An 18,089-nucleotide genomic window follows, 5' to 3' on the forward strand; every position below is an offset into this window, starting at 1 on the left:
GCCGGTCCCTGACCGCCTGAACGAGGACGAGGCCTGGCCAGCGCGGCATTCACGCCGTGATCCACGGGCATCGTCGTCTCTCTCCGGCCTCGGCCCGGCCCCTTTGCGGCGGGCGTCTCTCCCGCGACGGCTCCCCGCTTTCGTACTAGAGTCGCGCCGTCATGAACCGAAGGCCGCCCGCCCTGCTCGCCTGTCTGCTCCTCGCCGCCTGCGCCTCCCCGGAACCCCGGCCCAAGGAGCCCCTCGGCCAGATCCCCGAGGCGACGACCACGGCGAAGCCCGAGTGGCTCCCGTTCCGCATCCGCGCCGGCAAGAGCGTCGCCGCCGACCCGCGCGAGAAGCACCTCGCCGACCTCCGGCAGCTCACCTTCGGCGGTGAGAACGCCGAGGCCTACTGGTCGCCCGACGGCAGGAAGCTCATTTTCCAGTCGACCCGCGACGGCAACAAGTGCGATCAGCAGTATATCATCGACCTGGAGAGCGGCGAGATCCGCCGGGTCTCGAACGGCCAGGGCAAGACGACCTGCGGCTATTTCCTCTTCCCGGCGCCCCCGGCCCCGGCGCAGCCGCGCGTCCTCTTCGCCTCGACGCACGCCGCCGGCGAGGCGTGCCCGCCGAAGCCCGACCACTCGCAGGGGTACGTGTGGCCGCTCGACGAGTTCGACATCTACACCGCGAACGCCGACGGCTCGGATCTCCGCCCCCTCATCCAGGGCAAGGGCTATGACGCCGAGGCGACCGTCGCGTTCGACGGCTCGCGCCTCGTGTTCACGAGCACGCGCGACGGGGACATCGAGCTCTACACCGCGAAGCTCGACGGCTCCGATGTCCAGCGCATCACGAGCACGCCTGGCTACGACGGCGGCGCCTTCTTCTCGCCCGATTCGACAAAGCTGCTCTGGCGGGCGAGCCGCCCGACCGGCGCGGCGCTCGACGACTACCGCGCGCTGCTCGCCAAGGGGCTCGTGCGCCCCAGCGCGCTCGAGATCTTCGTCGCGAGCGCCGACGGGCAGAACCCGCGCGCGGTGACGAGGAACGGCCGCGCCAACTTCGCGCCCTACTTCCTGCCGGACTCGCGGCGGCTCCTCTTCGCCTCGGATTTCAGCACCCCGCTGGGCGCCCGGGGCATCCCGAACTTCGACCTCTACCTTGTCGACTCCGAGGCGCCCCCGGGGCCGGACGGCGTGCCGCCCGTCGAGCGCGTGACGTTCTACGACGGCTTCGACAGCTTCCCGATGTTCTCGCCGACCGGCGAGCACGTCGTCTTCGCCTCGAACCGGTACGGCGCGAAGCCCGGCGAGACCAACCTGTTCGCGGCCCGCTGGGTCGAATGACCGCGCCGCCGTCGCGGACCCGCGCGCCGATCGCCCTGGCGTCGGCGTGCGCGCTCGCGGGCTGCTCCAGCGCCCCCGCGCAGCCGGCCCGCCCCGCCGCGGCCGCCCCCCCCTCGGCGGACATCGCGGGCGCGGCCTACGCCTCGCCGGCGCGCTGGAGCTATCACCCGGCGCCGCCCGAGGCCGCGGTCGCGTGGGCGCCGTTCGCCGGCTCCGGCTGCGTCGTCGTGGCCCAGGGCGGCCAGCGCTGGACGGTGACGCCCGATCCCCGCGCGTCCGTGCCGCCGCCGGGCGCCGGCGCGCAGCCCGGCCGCTGCGCGGGGCAGGGCAGGACCAGCGCCTCGCCCGCGCCCGAGGAGCTCACCGCCATCGTGCGGCGCTCGCCGGCCTCCTGGGTGTTCGTCGGCGCGAGCGGGGCGATCTACGAGGCCTCCTCGCCGCTCGGCCAGTTCACGCGTGCGCTGTCGCCGCCGGAGCCGCTCGCGCAGCTCGCGGGCGCCGGCGGCTCGCTGATCGGGGTGACCCGGGGCGGCGGCGTGCTCCGGTGGCGCGAGGAGCTCGGGTGGAAGCCGGTCCTGCTCGACGGCGCCGCGGCGCAGACCGGGGCTCTGCCGCGCGCCTTCGGCGTCGCCATGGCCGACGGCGGCCGCGCGCTCGCGCTGGCGCTGCCCGAGGCGCTCTTCGCGAGCGAGGACGGCGGGGCCACCTGGGCGCGCGCGCCGCTCCCGACGATGGGCCTCTCGCGGGTCGGCGTCCTCGGCGGCGAGCTCCTCGCCGAGGGGCTCCTCGCGTCGGCGACCTGGGACCCGCGGCGGGCGCCGGCGTTCTCGCGCAGCGCGGCGACGCTCCCGCGCGCCGACGTCGAGCTCGCCATCGCGGCCCCGCGCGCCCCGTCCGCCTCGTCGGTGGGGTTCGGGCGGGCGGCGATCACCGGCGACCGCTACGTCGAGGCGGTGCGCCCGGACGACGCCGGCGCGCCGTGGCTCCTCGCGAGCGGCCCCATCGACGGCCCGCTCAAGGAAGCGCCCCTGCCGGGTACGGGCGAGTGCGGGAGCATCAAGCTCGGCGCGAGCGGCCGGCGCATCGTCGCGGTGTGCTCCGAGCCGGACGGCGACCGCATCGTGGCGCGGGTGCTCCGCAGCGAGGACGGCGGCGGCGCGTGGTCGCCGGCCGCCACGCTGGAGACGCCCGACATCGACCTGGTCGGCGTCGCCGTGGCGCCCGAGGGCGCGGCGCTCCTGACCGGCGTCTGCAAGCCGAGCGACGGCGCGGACAGCTGCAAGCCGACCGCGCCGCTGCTCCTGACCCGCGAGGGCGCCGGCGACGAGCGCGACGCGGTGGCCCTCGCGGCGGCCCCCACGCTCGGCACCCCCGCCGTGCTGCCCGCGTTCTCGGCGGACGGGCGCTCCGCCTACTTCCTCGGTTACCGCGGCAAGGACGATCGCCTCGCGCTGTTCGTCTCGCACGACGGCGGCGAGACCTTCGCGCCGCGCTCGCTCGACACGACCGCCGCGGCGTCGCCGGCGCCCCGGGGAGATGGCGCCGAGGACGAGGAGGAGGACGCCGAGGGCGGGCCGGGCGACCGCCCGTCGCCCGAGGGGCTCGAGATCGTCGAGGAGAGCACGCTGCGCCCCGCGGACGACGGTACCGTCGGCTTGCTGCTCTCGGAGCGCGGCTCGCTCACGTACCTGACCGCCGACGACGACGGCCGGGTGCTCACGGTGGCGGCCACGCCGACGGAGGCCGCGGCGCTCGCCGGCTTCGGGCGGCGCGTGGTCGCGCTGGCGGCGCGGTCGTCGCGCGCTGGCGGCGAGGACGTCGCGGCGCTCTGGGAGTCGCTCGACGGCGGCATGACCTGGGCGGAGCTCCCGGAGATTCCTGCGCTCTCGCGCGAGCTCTCCCAGGCCCCGATCGCCTGCGGCGCGAGCGGCTGCCTCTTCGGCGACGTCGCGACCCGCGTCGGCTGGGGCGGCCAGGCCGAGGGCGCGCGGCCGCGCGCGCCTGAGCCTGCGCCGCGCGCCCAGCCTGCCCAGCCTGCCGTGCGCGCGCCCATCGTCTGCGAGACGCTGCCGTCCTCGAAGTGGACGCGCATCGACCACGTCGACTCGAGCGGCCTCGGCCTGCCCGACGGCGACGAGCTCCTGCGCGGCCGGTCGGTCTGGTCGTTGCTCACGCGCGCCCCGAGCGGCGCCATCGACGTCGTCTCCGCGGTGCTCCCCGAGTCCGGCGCCGGCGAGGCGCGCGTCATCACGCGACCGCTGTTCCCCGCGGTGCCGGCGGGGGCCGGGCGAGCGCGGGTGGCGACCAACCTCACCCTGCAGATGGAGGGCTACGCCGCGGCGCGCGTGCGGATCCCCGGCGGCGCGGCGAAGCCCGGCGCGCCGATGCGCAACGTCGAGGTCGCCTGGGAGAACTGGATGGACGGCACCTCGGGTCGCGGCGTGATCCCCGACGCCGGCCCGTTCGAGCTCGGCGACGTGAAGGTCGCTCCGGACGCCGCGCGCCAGCCGCAGACGGGCGCGCGCCCTCAGCCCGGCCCTCGAGGCGCGGCCCCGCGCCGCGCGCCCGCGCCGCCTCCCGAGGATTTCTTCGATCCCGCGCTCCTGTCGGTCTCGCTGGGCGGGCTCTTCGTCCGCCCGCACTCCGGCAGCGCGCACTCGGCGCTCACGTTCTTCTACGAGCGGTCCGGCAAGCTCCAGCGCTTCGACTTCCCGTCCTGGCCCGCGTCGGGCCTCCACGGCAGCCTCGACGTGCGTGCCGACGCCGTCTTCGCGGACGGCCGGCCCGTCGGCGTGGGGATGGTCCGGCAGGCGTCGAGCGGCCCGGTGACGGGGATGCTGCTCGCTCACCGCCCGGCCCCGGCGCCCTCTGCCGGCGCGTCCACCTCACCGGGTCCAGGCGCCGCGTGGGCGATCGACGCCGTGACCGTCGCGCCTCCCGCGGGCCGCGATCGGGTCGTGCACACCGACTGGACCTATGCTGGCAAGTCGATCGGCGTCACGACGCTGGTCGCCGATCCAGGGCATGCGATCGCCTGGGCTGTCTTCCAGCCCTTCCGCGGAGACGGAACGCTCGGCCCTGCGCAGCCGTTGCCGACGCCGTTCGATCTCGGCGACGTGCCGCGCCCGTGCTCCGCCGCCGATCGCGCGGCGACCGCGCGCCACGAGGCGCCGCTTTTCCTCGGCAGCGACGCCCTGTTCCCGGGCACGCGCCACCCCGTCGTCGTCACCGACGCCGCTGGCCCCTCCGGCGCGCCCGAGGTGATGGTGCTCCTGACCGCCTCCACGGTGCTCCACGGCGCGCCGGCCGCGCCGTGCGTCGCCGGCTGGGACGCGCGGGCGATCGGGCGGGCTCCCCTGTCCGCGATCCTCCCCGGCGATCTCGCGCAGTCGTGGCTGTTCCGGGCCGCGGCGAGCTCGTCGGGCGCGAGCGGTACGGCCGTCGAGCTCCGCCCGATGGCCTGCCGCTTCGATCCAGGCGCGAAGGTCCCGGAGGCGGTATGGAGCGAGCCGGCCACGGCGCGCCCCGAGCGCTGAGCGCTCGCCCAAAAAAGGATGAATGAAACGAAGCCGATGGTGCGATGAAACGATCCCGGATCCTGGCTTGCGGTAACCTTATAGCGGCTCGCGTCTGCGCTTCGGCGCTTGCGTTGGCGGTCTCTGCGGCGATAGCCTGGCCTGCCTGAAAGGGAGGCGGCATGATCCGGAAGCGACGGCGGTTCGAGCTCAGGAAGACGCTGTTCCTGCTTCCGAACCTGATCACCCTCTCATCGATATTTTGCGGCTTCGACTCGATCCGGCGCTCGGCGACCGCGCAGTCGGAGGATGACTTCTACCGCGCCGCCCTGCTGATCGTCTTCGCGATGTTCTTCGACACCCTCGACGGGCGTGTCGCGCGGATGACGAAGACCCAGAGCGCCTTCGGCCTGCAGATCGACTCGCTGGCCGATATCGTTTCGTTCGGCGTGGCGCCGTCGATGCTCGTGTACCAGTGGACGCTGCACCGCTTCGATCTCGCGGGGCTGCTCGTGGCGTTCATCTTCACGGCGTGCGGCGCGGTCCGGCTGGCGCGCTTCAACGTCCTTTCCATGGGCGACGCGGGCAAGCCCGCGAAGCCCTCGAAGTACATCGTCGGCCTGCCGATCCCGGGCGCGGCGGGGATCCTGGTCTCGATCGTGGTGGCGAACCACGCGGCCGCCGGCGAGATCGGCGGCGAGCGCTACGCCTCGGCGATCCTCGTGACAACGGCGATCCTGTCGCTGCTGATGGTCTCGACGATCCGGTTCCGCTCGTTCAAGGATCTCCGGCTCAACGTCCGGACGGTGCTCTTCGTCGCGTTCGCGGTCGGGTCGAGCGCGGTGATCTCGACGCAGCTGCAGCCTGCGTTCGTGCTCGTGTGGCTGCTCGGCTTCTACGTGCTGCTCGGGATCTTCGAGTCGCTCTGGCACCTGCCGGCGCGCCTCCGCGGCCTGCCGCGGGACTCGGTGCCTCCGCCCAGGGTGCCCCCTCCGGCCTGACGCGTGCCTGGCCCGGGGCCATCCCTTGCCGCCAGCGTCGCGGTCCAACCGCTCGGGCCTGTTTTTGGGTAGACTGCGCGCGATGATGAAGAACCGCGTGTTCTTTCCGCAGGCCGCGCTCGACGACTGGATCGCGAGCGACCGCGTCGATCTGAACAACGACGAGCTTCTGATCAAGACCGAGGGCCGCCGCTACAAGATCATCGAGGCGATCCGCGTCCTCCGCGAGGTGACGGGCTCGGCGGACATCCACGAGGTCCTCGGCAGGGTCAAGACGCGCGCGTTCCTGCGGGAGCTCGGCGCGGAGATCCTCGAGGGGTCCATGATCATCGGCGACAACGCCTACGACGTGATCCCGGGGTTCGTCGGCGCGCCGGTGGGCACGTTCGCCGAGCACCGCAAGGCCGCGACGGCGTCGATCGCGACGAACAGCAGCCTGACGAGCGACGAAGAGCTCCTCGCCGCGTTCCTGACGAGCGAGATGTAGCGACACCGCATCACGTCGCATCGGCGCCTCGGTCGGCGGCGCATCGATGTCCCTGAACGGGGCGCACCGGACGCAGCGGCGCGCCGGCGGTCGGGGGCTCCCGTCCGTGCATGAACCGGCTCTGCCGCGCATCGGGTCGGCTCCGACGAGAGTACGCCTCCGCCTTCGAGGCCGGCGGGCCATCCCCGGTGAGGCACGCTATAACGGGGGCCATGCCCGAGGTCATCTCCGGGATCAGCTTTGCGCTCGCGCTGCTGTTCTACGGTGCCGCCAGCGCCCTGTTCTTCTTCGACGTCGCCCGGAGCCGCACGCGGCTCCCCTCCGCGGGCGACCTCTCGGGCTTCCTTGGCGCGGCGGGGCACGTCCACGACGCCACCGCGCGGCCGAGCTCTGCCGTCGCCGCGCCCACCTCGCGGCATGCGCCCCTGCTGCTCGGCCTCGGCGCCCTCGGACACGCGACCTACGTCACGATCGCCAGCTTCGTCGCGCGCGTCTGCCCGGTCCAATCGGTTCACTTCATGCTTTCGGTCGCGTCGCTCCTCGCGATCGCCGTTTATCTCATCGCCCGCCGTCGCTTCCGCATCGACGCGCTCGGCCTCCTCATCGGGCCGCTCGGGCTCGCCTTCCTGCTCGGCACCTTCTTCCTCGGCAAGCCGCACCCCGAGCCGAAGCTCAGCCCGCTGTTCATCGCGGCCCACGTCATGGCGAACCTGCTCGGGATCGCCCTCTTCCTCCTCGCCGGCGCCTCCGCCGCGCTCTATCTCGTCCAGGAGAAGCGGCTCAAGCGGAAGCGGCACGTCGAGCGCATGGGCAGCCTCCCGCCGCTCGACACCCTCGATCGCGCCGTCCACCGCTTCCTGAGCGCCGGTTTCCCCTTGCTGACGCTCGGCATCGTCACGGGGACGTACTGGGCGCACCAGCTCGAGCTGGGCAACACCGACGAGGTGATGCGCGCCATCTTCGGCTACGCCACGTGGCTCCTCATCGCGCTCGTGCTGCTCCTGCGCGCCGCCGCGGGCTGGCGCGGCCGCCGCGCGGCGTACGGCACCATCGCGGGGCTCGCCTGCGCCGCGGCGGTGCTCATCATCTATCTCGTCCGCCCCGCCGCGGGGCTCGGAGGCTAGCGCCGGTGATCTTCGTCGGGCTCTCCCACAAAAGCGCGCCCATCGAGGTGCGCGAGCGGCTCGCGATCGGGCGGGACCAGCTCCCCGAGGTGCTCGCGCGCCTCACCGCGCACCCCGCCATCGGGGAGGCGCTCGTGCTCTCCACCTGCAACCGCGTCGAGGTCTACGCCTCACCGCGGCAGCGAGCGCCCGCGCTGCCCCGCACCGGCAGCGCCTCGCCGCCGCCCGGCGACGAGCTCCCGCTCCAGAACGAGGCGCTCCGCGCCGCCGTGGCGGTGCTCGTCGGCCTCGGCGGCGATGGCGTCCGCAGCCACCTCGCCGGCCGCGTCGGCAGCGACGCCGTCCTCCACCTCTTCCGCGTCGCCGCCTCGCTCGACTCGATGGTCGTCGGCGAGCCGCAGATCCTCGGGCAGATGAAGGAGGCCATCGAGATCGCCCGCGGGGCGAGGACCCTCGGCGTCAAGCTCGGCCGCGCGGCCCACCGGGCGATCAAGGTCGGCAAGCGCGTGCGCACCGAGACGGCGATCGGCGCGGGCCAGGTCTCGGTCTCCAGCGTCGCGATCGACCTCGCCCGCCAGATCTTCGCGGAGCTCGCCGGCCGCACGGCGCTGCTCATCGGCGCCGGCGAGATGGCCGAGGCCGCCTCGAAGCTCCTCGTCCGCGCCGGCGCCCGCCTCGTCGTGGTCAACCGGAGCCTGGATCGCGCGGCCGCGCTCGCGCGCGAGGTCGGCGGCGAGCCCCGCCCCTGGGCCGAGCTCGAGCGCGCCGTCATCGACGCCGACATCGTGATCTCGTCGACCTCGAGCCCGAGCTACGTGGTCTCGCCCGACCTCGTCCGCCGGGCCCGCAAGGCCAGGAGGGGCAGGAGCCTGTTCCTCATCGACATCGCGGTCCCGCGCGACATCGACCCTGCCGTCAACAAGCTCGACAACGTCTATCTCTACGACGTCGACGACCTCTCGCAGATCGTGGCGCAGTCCGTCGAGGGGCGCGCCGCCGAGGCGGCGCGGGCCGAGGCGATCGTCGCGGACGAGGCGCACGCCTTCGAGGCGTGGACGCTCGAGCGCGCCCTGACGCCCACGATCGTGGGCTTGCGGGCCCGCACCCGCTCCATCCTCGTGGCCGAGGTCGAGCGCAGCCTCGCCGGCAAGCTCCGTCACCTCGGCCCGGCCGAGCGCCATGCCCTCGCGCTGATGGTCGACGCCGCCACGAACAAGCTGCTCCACGTGCCCACCACCCGCCTCCGCGCGATGGCCAGCGATCCCCGCGTCGCGGAGCACGTCGACTCGCTCCGCGAGCTGTTCGACATCGACGGCGCGCCGGCCGACTGCGGCGCCGCGGCGCTCGCCGAGGGGGAGCTCCGCGGCGCCGCGGACAGCCCTCACACGCCGCGGTCTGCCCGCGGCGCAGCGCCGCCCGTCTCCGGCGCTCGCAACGGCGCATCGCCCCGGCAGGCCGAGCCGTGCCCTCTGGCCGCGGAGGACAACGGCCTCTACGCCCGGCAGCCCGGCGCGCGCCCCCAGGCCGCCGAGGCCGGCGTCATGGCCGTGGCGAATCCAGCCGCGGCCGTGCGCGCAGCTGGGTTAAAGGGAGCGTGACCCCATGGAGCTCACCCTCGCCACGCGCCGCTCGGCGCTCGCCCTCGCCCAGTCCCGCGCCTTCGCTCGTTCCCTCGAGGCGGCGGTGCCCGATCTCACCCTCCGCGAGCTCGAGGTGGTGACCTCGGGCGACAAGACGCAGGATCGCTCGCTCCAGGACATCGGCGGCAAGGGGTTGTTCATCAAGGAGCTCGAGGAGGCGCTGCTCGACCGGCGCGCCGATTTCGCGGTCCACTCGATCAAGGACGTCCCCGCCGAGATCGCCCCGGCGCTCTGCCTCGCCTGCATCCCCGCGCGGGAGGATCCTCGCGACGTGCTCGTCACCCGGAGCGGCGCGCCGCTCGCGGAGCTGCCGGCGGGCGCCCGGGTCGGCACCTCGAGCCTCCGCCGGGCGGTCGCGCTGCGCGAGGCGCGCCCGGATCTCGTGATCGAGCCGGTCCGCGGCAACGTCGACACCCGCCTCCGCAAGGTGTTCGACGGATCGTTCGACGCCGTGGTGCTGGCGCTCGCCGGCCTGAAGCGGCTCGGCATCGAGGGCCGCGCCACCGAGGTCCTGTCGCCCGAGGTGTCGCTGCCGGCGATCGGCCAGGGGGCGCTCGGCATCGAGTGCCGCGCGGAGGACGCCGGCGTGCGCGACGTCCTGGCGGCGCTCGCGGATCGCGAGACCACCGTCTGCGTCACGGCGGAGCGAGCCGTGATGGCGGCCGTGGAAGGCAGCTGCCGGACGCCCGTGGCCGCCTACGCCGTGCGGGACGGCGACGCGCTCTGGCTGCGGGCGTTCCTCGCCGAGCCCGACGGCTCCCGGCTGCGGCGGGCGGAGCGGCGCCTTGCGTGGCCCGGAGACGCCCGCGAAGCCGCGCGCCTCGGAGAGGATCTCGGGGTGGAGCTCAAGCAAGGCTGAGGCGCACAGCGCGACGCGGCCGAGCCAGCAGTCGATCACGAGGGCTCGCACCCCACCGCGATGAACGGTCAAGCCTGGGCGCCGGCGCCTCGGCTGGCGATGCATCCGGGCGAGCCGTCGGCCCGCGCTCCGCGCGCCGCCGCGTCCGCGCGAGCGTTCGCCCCGCGCTTCCCACGCCGGCGCGCCCGTGCGAGACCGGGCCTGCCGGCGGTCTCCCGCCGCCCAGCGCTCATGCCGGGCTACGTCGCCCTCGTCCTCCACGCCCACCTGCCGTACGTGCGCCACCCCGAGCACGCCCGCTCGCTGGAGGAGCGCTGGTTCTTCGAGGCGCTCTGGGAGTGCTACCTCCCCTTGCTCGGCGTCCTCGATCGCCTCGCGGCCGATCGCGTCGTCGCCCCGCTGACCCTCTCCGTCTCGCCGTCGCTCCTCGCGATGCTGCGCGACGAGCTCCTCCTTCGCCGGTTCGAGGATCACCTCCGCCGCCTCGCCGCGCTCGCCGCCCGGGTCGAGGCCCGCTTCGCCGGGAGCGGCTTCGCGGCGGCCGCCGCGCTCTACCGCGCGCGGCTCGCTGACGCGGCGAGCGCCTGGGACGCGCTGGGCGGCGATCTCCCGGGCGCCCTCGTGCGCCACGCCGGGGCGGGCCGCGTCGAGCTCCTCACCACCGCCGCGACGCACGCCTACCTGCCCGGCCTGCTCCCCACGCCGGCGTCCATCCGGGCGCAGCTCCGGCTTGGCCGCCGCGCCTTCGCGGCCCTCGCCGGCGCGCCCGAGCCGCGCGGCTTCTGGCTGCCCGAGTGCGCTTACGCGCCCGGCATCGACGCCGATCTCGCGGCGGCCGGCGTCCGCTTCACCGTGCTCGACGCCCACGCCCTCACGCTCGCCGCGCCGCCTCCGTCCGCCGGCGCCTCGGTCCCCGTGCTCTCGCCGGCCGGCGTCGCGTGCTTCGGGCGCGATCGCGACAGCGCGCGCGAGGTCTGGTCGCGCGACGCCGGCTACCCGGGCCACCCGGTCTACCGCGAGTTCTACCGCGACGTCGGGCTCGACCTCCCCGAGCGCGAGCTCGATGGGGAGCTCGGTCCCGGCGGCACCCGGCTCATGACCGGCCTCAAGCTCCATCGCGTGACGGGGCCTGGCCCCGACAAGGCGCCCTACGACCCGGCCCGCGCGTCCGCGCAGGCGCGCGCCCACGCCGCGGAGTTCGTGGCCCGCCGCGAGGCCGCGCTCGCGTCGAGCCGCGGCGCGCCGGCCCCGCCCATCCTCGTGGCTCCGTACGACGCCGAGCTCTTCGGCCACTGGTGGCTCGAAGGGCCCGAGTTTCTCGAGCACGCCCTGCGCCGCCTCGCGGCCTCGGATCGCGCCGTCCCGATCGCGCTCGGCGCGTACCTCGAGCGCCACCCGCCCGTCGAGGTCGTCGCGCCCGCCGCCTCGACCTGGGGCGAAGGCGGGTTCGGCGCGTTCTGGACGGGCCCGAGCGCGGCGCCCCTGTGGCGGCACGCCCATCACGCCGAGCGCGCGGTGCTCGGGGCGCTCTCGCGCTGCCGTGGCGCGGGCGGCCTATCCGGCCGCGCGCTGGACCAGGCGATCCGCGAGCTCCTCCTCCTCCAGTCGAGCGACTGGGCGTTCATGATGTCCGCCGGCGAGATGGTTCCCTATGCGGAGGCGCGCGCCCGCGCCCACGCGGCCCGTGCCCGCCGGCTCGCGAGCCTGGCCCAGCAACCCACGGCCGCTCCCGCCGACGTCGCCTGGCTCGACGCGCTCTGCAGGCTCGACCCTTTCCTCGCCGAGCTCACGGGCCCCGCGCTCCAGGACGCCTTCGACCCGTGGCGATGAGGCGCGTTCCCTCCCTGTCGCCCCGTCTCCGGACATCTCCGGCGGCGAGGGACTGAACAGCTCCCGGAAACAGCGAATCTACTTGTGCTGAAATATTCTGTGACGGAATTTGTCGCGGCGGCTGGCCACCCGCCCCGTTGCGCAGCACCATTCGGCGCTCGGCGCCGTCTTTCTGGATGATGACCGGCGATTCACCGGGGCGTTTCATTGCCGAGCGTCGGCCGGCGCAACCATGACCACGGCGTGCGGCACGTTTTCCGCGGTCATGGCGGCATAAAGTGCGAGAGGGACGGAGACATTGCCTCGAGCACCCCCTTGCTGACCGGCTGGTCAGCACCCTACTGTCATGTCCGCCAGCTTTGCTCCTGGACCGCACCGGCAGGCGCTGGCAAAGAACCGGGCGAACTCCCCATGACACATCCTCCTTGCGGACCCGAGCACCGTATCGCTCGAAGGGCCTTCGGCGCTCGTAGCGCCGCCTCGATCCACTCCCGCGCCGCAGCCGTCGCGGCGCTGCTCGCGGCGCTCGCGCTGCCCACGCTGACCGCTTGCCGCCGCGCGGACGCGGACGCGCAGCCGTCGGCGGCGCGCGACACCGCCGCGCCCCGCGAGAAGCTCGCCGTGCGCTTCGGGAAGGTGACCGCGCGCCCGCTCGCGCAGACGCTCGACGTCAGCGGCACCCTCGTCGCCGACGAGCGCAGCGAGGTGGCGACGCAGGTCGCCGGCTCCGTCGTGAGCGTCGCGGTCGACGTGGGCTCCCGGGTCAAGAAGGGCGATCCGCTCGTCGTGCTCGACGCGCGCAACGCCGCGCTCCAGTCGCAGGCGGCCTCCGCCGCCGTGGCCCAGGCCCGGGCCAGGCTCGCGCTGCCGGAGGGCGCGTCGCCGAAGGGGATCGATCCCGACCAGGTGCCGGAGGTCCGGGCCGCGAAGCAGAGCATGGAGCTCGCGAAGTCCGAGGCGGATCGCGTGAAGCAGCTCTTCGATCAGGGCGCCGTCGCCCAGTCGACCTGGGACTCGGCGCGCACGCAGGCCCAGAACGCGGCCGCGCAGTACGAGGCCGCGGTCAACGGCATCCGCGCGACCGTCGCTTCGCTCACGTCGGCGCAGGCGCAGGCGGGGCTCGCCTCGAAGTCGGTGTCCGACACGACGGTGCGGGCTCCGTTCGACGGCGCCGTCGCCGAGAAGCGGATCAGCGTCGGCGAGTTCGCGAGCCCGGGCCGCGTCGTGGCGGTCGTGGTCCGCGACAACCCGCTGCGGCTCCAGATCGACGTGCCCGAGGGCGACATCGCGTCCATCGAGATCGGCAAGCCGGTCAGCGTCTCGGTCGCCGCCTTCCCCGATCGCACGTTCCCGGGCGTCGTGAAGCGGATCGGCGCGAGCCTCAGGGCCTCCTCGCGCACGCTGCCCGTCGAGGCCGAGTTCGACAACAGCGAGGGGAAGCTCCGGCCCGGCCTCTTCGCGCAGGGGCAGCTGGCGCTGACCGGCGAGTCAAGAACGGCGCTCCTCGTGCCCGAGTCGGCGGTCGGCACCTCCGGGACGAGCGCGCGCGTGTTCGTGAGGGCCGGCGAACGCGTGACGGAGCGGCTGGTCAAGACCGGCCGCAAGATCGACGACCTCGTCGAGGTCATCGGTCCGCTCGCCGAGGGGGATGAGGTCGCGATCGACAAGGTGGGCGAGCTGGCGGACGGCATCGAGGTCGCGGCGGCGCAGTGAGCCGAGCGCACGCGCGTCTCATTACTGAGGAAAGGTAGCGACCATGCAATGGCTCGCGGCAATCTGCATCCGTAGGCCGGTGTTCGCCTCGGTGATCGTCCTGCTCCTGACCGTGCTCGGGGCGTTCTCCTACTTCGGCCTCGGCGTGGACCGGTTCCCCAAGGTCGAGTTCCCGTTCATCGTCGTGACGACGGTCCTCCCCGGCGCGGCGCCCGAGGAGGTGGAGACGGAGCTCTCGGACAAGATCGAGTCGGCGGTCAACACCATCAGCGGCATCGACGAGCTGCGCTCCGCGTCGGTCGAGGGGCTGAGCCAGGTCATGATCTCCTTCCAGCTCGAGAAGAACGTCGACGTGGCCGCGCAGGAGGTCCGCGACAAGGTCGAGGGCATCCTCGCGGAGCTCCCGGAGGGCATCGACCCGCCGATCGTGGGCAAGCTGGATCCGGACGCCGCCCCGATCCTCACGCTCGCCGTCTCGTCGCCGAAGGCGAGCGTCCGCGAGGTGACCGAGTTCGCCGACAAGACGCTGCGGCGTGAGCTGGAGTCGCTCGCCGGCGTCGGCCAGGTGCTGCTCATCGGCGGCCGGAGCCGCCAGATCAACATCTGGATCGATCCGGAGAAGCTCGAGAAGTACTCGCTGACCGGCGGCGTGGTGGCCCAGGCGCTGGCGAGCCAGAACGTCGAGATCCCCGCCGGCCGGATCGAGCAGGGCGGCAGATCGCTCACCCTGCGGACGCGCGGCCGCGTGCAGTCGGTCGAGCAGATGGCGGACATCGTGCTCGTGGACCGCGACGGCTACTCCGTCCGGCTCGGCGACGTCGCCGACGTCCAGGACGGCATGGCGGAGCCGGAGTCCGCCGGCTTCCGCGGCCTCGATCCCGCCGTGCTCCTCAGCATCCGCAAGCAGAGCGGGACGAACACCGTCGAGGTCATCGACGGGCTGAAGGCGCGGATCAGCGACGTCGAGAAGCGCCTGCCCCCTGGCTACCAGATCGTCATCGCGCGCGATCAGTCGGAGTTCATCAAGAACTCGGTCAACGCCGTCAAGGAGCACCTGGTGCTCGGCGCGCTGCTCGCCGCGATCATCGTCGCGCTCTTCCTCGCGAACGTCCGCAGCACGCTCATCTCCGCGATCGCCATCCCGACGAGCATCATCTCCACGTTCGCTCTGATGAAGGTGGCGGGCTTCACGCTCAACGGGATCACGCTCCTCGCGCTGACACTGGCGGTCGGCATCGTGATCGACGACGCGATCGTCGTCCTCGAGAACTGCTACCGCTGGATCGAGGAAAAGGGCGCGAGCCCGTGGGAGGCGGCGCTCCAGGGCACGCGGGAGATCGGCCCCGCGGTGCTCGCGACGACGCTCTCGCTGATCGCTGTGTTCGTCCCCGTCGCGTTCATGAGCGGCATCGTCGGCCGCTTCCTGAACTCGTTCGGCCTCACCATGGCGTTCTCGATCCTGGTCTCGCTGATCGTGAGCTTCACGCTGACGCCGATGCTGTCGGCGCGGTGGCTGCGGAAGCCGGAGAAGCACGACGCCGGCAGCTCCAAGGAGTCGCGCTTCTACGGGCCGATCGAGCGCGGCTACATGGCGCTCCTCCGCTGGTCGATGGCGCACCGCTGGGTGATCGTGCTCGCCTCGGTCCTCGCGCTGCTCTCGATCCCGGTGCTGGGCGGCCTCGCGAAGTTCAACTTCCTCCCGATCGAGGACGAGTCGCAGTTCCAGGTCAGCATGCGCGCGCCCGAGGGCGTGAGCCTCGACGGGACGCGCGTCATCGCCACGCGGCTCGCCTCGGACCTCGAGAAGCTCCCGGGCGTGGTCTACACGCTGACGACGATCGGCGACGATCCGCAGAAGACGCCGAACCTCGCCAGCATCTACGTGAAGCTCAAGCCCGCGGACGAGCGCGATCTGTCGCAGCAGGACCTCATCGATCGCGCCCGGCGCGAGCTCCAGCCGAAGTTCGATGCGGAGAAGCTCCGGGCGAACATCGGCCCCGTGCCCGCCTTCTCCGGCGGCCAGAACACCCAGATCGCGTACCAGGTGCAGGGCCCCGACCTCCAGCGGATCGGCCAGTACTCCGACACGCTGCTCCAGAAGCTCAAGGCGATGCCGGGCGTCGTCGATCCGGACACGTCGCTGCTCGTCGGCAAGCCGGAGATCCGCGTGGTCATCGACCGCAAGAAGGCCGCCGATCTCGGCGTCCAGGTCGGCGACGTCGCCAGCACCCTGCGCCTCCTGGTCGGCGGGTACAAGGTGTCGACCTACAACGAAGGCGGGGAGCAGTACGAGGTGCGCGCGCGCGCGCTGCCGAGCTTCCGCTCCGACAAGGAGGGCCTCGCGAAGATCACGGTGCCGTCGACGAAGCTCGGCGCGGTCACGCTCGACAACGTGGTGACGTTCACCGAGGGGACAGGGCCGTCGCGCATCGAGCGCTACAACCGCCAGCGGCAGGTCATGCTGACCGCCAACCTCGAGGCGGGCTACTCGCAGCAGACGGTCGTCCAGGAGCTCGACAAGGCCGCGTCGCAGCTGAACCTGGCGTCCGGCTACTCCGCCGGCCCCGTCGGCGCGTCGAAGGAGCTCGTCAAGATGATGAAGAGCTTCCTGGTCGCCCTGCTCCTGTCGCTGGTCTTCATGTACCTCGTGCTCGCCGCGCAGTTCGAGTCGTGGCTGCACCCGATCACGATCCTCCTGTCGCTGCCGCTGACGGTGCCGTTCGCGTTCATTGCGGTCATCATCTTCCGGCAGTCGCTCAACATCTTCTCGCTGCTCGGCATCGTCGTGCTGTTCGGCGTCGTGAAGAAGAACTCGATCCTCCAGATCGATCACACGATCAAGCTGCGCGAGCACGGCTTGCCGCGCGCGCAGGCCATCCTGGAGGCGAACCGCGACAGGCTCCGGCCCATCCTGATGACCACGCTCGCGTTCGTGGCCGGCATGATCCCGCTCGTGGCCTCGAGCGGCGCGGGCTCGGGCACGAACCGCGCGACCGGGTTCGTGATCATCGGCGGGCAGTCGCTGGCGCTCCTCCTGACGCTGCTCGCGACCCCGGTCGCCTACTCGCTGTTCGACGACATGTCGTCGTGGTTGAAGCGGGTCCTGCCCTTCATGCGGGGCAGCGACGACCAGGGCGCGCCGCGCGGGGCGGGGGAGGGCGGCGTCGCTCCGGCGGGGGACGGGGGCGTCGCGGCGGGGCCTCACGGCGCCGCGGCGCGCGCCGCGATCGCGCACGAGGGGGGCCGGCCGGCGGGGGCCCACCTCGACTAGCCTCGCCGCCTGGCCGCGCTCCGGGCCGCGGCGCGCCGCGCCCGGCCCCCGGAGCGATCGCGACGCGCCGCCGCTCAGTCCGCGTCGCCGTGCACCTTGCGCAGGATCACATCCAGCAGACCGTCGAACGCGTCGCGCATCGCCCAGGCCTGGGCGGCGTCGTCGTCGAGCCTGGCGGCCTTGCGGCGGCCCTCGGCGAGCGCCTGCTTCGGGCCCCTGCACGCGCGGCCGAGCCGGCGCTCCATGTCGAACGAGGCGCCCTCGTAGATGTGATAGCAGGACGCGAAATCCCCCTGGTTGTAGAGCGGCGAGCCGACCTCGATCGCGCCGTCCATCGTCCGCGCCAGCACGAGGAGGTCACCCTCGGTGCAGCCGCGGAGGACCGCGAGCCGGTGGTGGGGCACCGCGCGCTTGACCGCCGGCAGCGCTTGCCCCTCGTCGGCCGTCTCGGCCGCGAACGTCGAGAGCGGGACGGGGTCGGGGTGCACGAGCAGCGTCTTGAGGTAGTCGGCGGGCACGCCGAAGTTGAGGTTCTGCCCCTGCGTCGCGACCGCGGCGGCGACGCCGATCACCTCGCCGCGCTCGTTGAACAGCGGTCCGCCCGAGGAGCCCGGCGCGATCGGCGCGGAGATCTGCAGCAGCGTCAGCGCGGGATCGACCACGCGGACCGCGCTCACGAGGCCGTTCGACACGGTGTCCGCCAGGCCGAGCGGATGGCCGATCGCCACGACCGGGTCACCGGGGCGGACCGCGCGGCTGTCGCCCAGGGACAGCAGCGGGAGCCTCCGTGGCGCGTGGATCCGGACGATCGCGAGATCCCGGCCCTCGTCGAACGCGAGCACCTCGAGCACCGGGTGCTCGCTCTGATCCCAGAGGACCACCTTGAGATCCGAGATCCCGGCGATGACGTGGTAGTTCGTCGCGATCCAGCCGTCCTCGCGGACGAGGAAGCCCGCCCCCAGCGAGCCGTCGCCGCGGATCGTGACGACCGCCGGCGTGGCGCGCGCCGCGATCTGGGCCGGGGTCATCGCGGCGGGCTGCGACGCCGCGCTCGCCGGCTGGCCGCCTGAGCCGGCGCCGCAGCCGAGCGCCGCGAGCGCCGCCGCGGCGAGCAGCCCGGAGAGGCGCGGCCGGCGGGACCGCGGCTGGGGCCGGGGACGGGGAGGAGCGGCGCTGGAGCGCCGGTCGTCGTCATGGAGCTCGCCTGGCAGGCTGCGGTGGTTCATGTCGCTCCCCGGGGCCGCCCCGTGAGCGGCCTCCCTCCGGCAAGCGTAACGAAGAGCCGACGGATCGTCTCGCGTGCACGGAGAAAATC

General features: G+C 73.5%; 11 protein-coding genes. 10 read left to right on the plus strand and 1 reads right to left on the minus strand.

From position 1 onward, the window contains the following. Positions 1 to 161 precede the first annotated feature (161 nt). The 10 genes from WMF28_RS07850 to WMF28_RS07895 all read left to right on the plus strand — a co-directional run bounded on the left by WMF28_RS07850 (position 162) and on the right by WMF28_RS07895 (position 16,774). A complete protein-coding gene (locus WMF28_RS07850; protein ID WP_437601481.1) occupies positions 162 to 1,334 on the plus strand; it encodes a hypothetical protein in 1,173 nt (390 codons plus the stop codon). Next, positions 1,331 to 4,870: a hypothetical protein gene (locus WMF28_RS07855; protein WP_437601482.1), complete on the plus strand. Its 3,540-nt coding sequence runs from the start codon at positions 1,331 to 1,333 to the stop codon at positions 4,868 to 4,870. The genes WMF28_RS07850 and WMF28_RS07855 overlap by 4 nt, the downstream gene beginning before the upstream one ends. A gap of 161 nt (positions 4,871 to 5,031) precedes the next feature. Beyond that, positions 5,032 to 5,850 carry a CDP-diacylglycerol--serine O-phosphatidyltransferase gene (gene pssA, locus WMF28_RS07860; protein WP_437601483.1) on the plus strand — a complete coding sequence of 273 codons (819 nt, stop codon included), beginning with the start codon at positions 5,032 to 5,034 and terminating at the stop codon, positions 5,848 to 5,850. 82 nt (positions 5,851 to 5,932) lie between these two features. After that, entirely contained in the window at positions 5,933 to 6,337 is a 405-nt protein-coding gene (locus WMF28_RS07865) for a hypothetical protein (protein WP_437601484.1), read from the plus strand. Between the two features lie 212 nt (positions 6,338 to 6,549). After that, a complete protein-coding gene (locus WMF28_RS07870; protein WP_437601485.1) occupies positions 6,550 to 7,461 on the plus strand; it encodes a cytochrome C assembly family protein in 912 nt (303 codons plus the stop codon). A gap of 5 nt (positions 7,462 to 7,466) precedes the next feature. After that, positions 7,467 to 9,059 carry a glutamyl-tRNA reductase gene (gene hemA, locus WMF28_RS07875; protein ID WP_437601486.1) on the plus strand — a complete coding sequence of 531 codons (1,593 nt, stop codon included), beginning with the start codon at positions 7,467 to 7,469 and terminating at the stop codon, positions 9,057 to 9,059. Positions 9,060 to 9,063: 4 nt separating this feature from the next. Beyond that, positions 9,064 to 9,960, plus strand: a complete 897-nt coding sequence (hemC, locus tag WMF28_RS07880) for a hydroxymethylbilane synthase (protein WP_437601487.1) — start codon at positions 9,064 to 9,066, stop codon at positions 9,958 to 9,960. Between the two features lie 231 nt (positions 9,961 to 10,191). Then, entirely contained in the window at positions 10,192 to 11,790 is a 1,599-nt protein-coding gene (locus WMF28_RS07885) for a glycoside hydrolase family 57 protein (protein WP_437601488.1), read from the plus strand. Positions 11,791 to 12,201: 411 nt separating this feature from the next. After that, entirely contained in the window at positions 12,202 to 13,503 is a 1,302-nt protein-coding gene (locus WMF28_RS07890; protein ID WP_437601489.1) for an efflux RND transporter periplasmic adaptor subunit, read from the plus strand. A gap of 43 nt (positions 13,504 to 13,546) precedes the next feature. Next, complete coding sequence (locus tag WMF28_RS07895; protein ID WP_437601490.1) at positions 13,547 to 16,774, plus strand: efflux RND transporter permease subunit; 3,228 nt, start codon at positions 13,547 to 13,549, stop codon at positions 16,772 to 16,774. A 74-nt stretch (positions 16,775 to 16,848) separates the two neighbouring features. On the opposite strand, the gene WMF28_RS07900 is transcribed toward WMF28_RS07895, so the two are convergent. After that, the gene (locus tag WMF28_RS07900; protein WP_437601491.1) at positions 16,849 to 18,000 is read right to left on the minus strand and encodes a S1C family serine protease; all 1,152 of its coding nucleotides are present in this window, start codon (positions 17,998 to 18,000) and stop codon (positions 16,849 to 16,851) included. Positions 18,001 to 18,089 lie beyond the last annotated feature (89 nt).

Origin of the sequence: Sorangium sp. So ce590, assembly GCF_051521365.1 — a bacterium.
GTDB lineage: Bacteria > Myxococcota_A > Polyangia > Polyangiales > Polyangiaceae > Sorangium.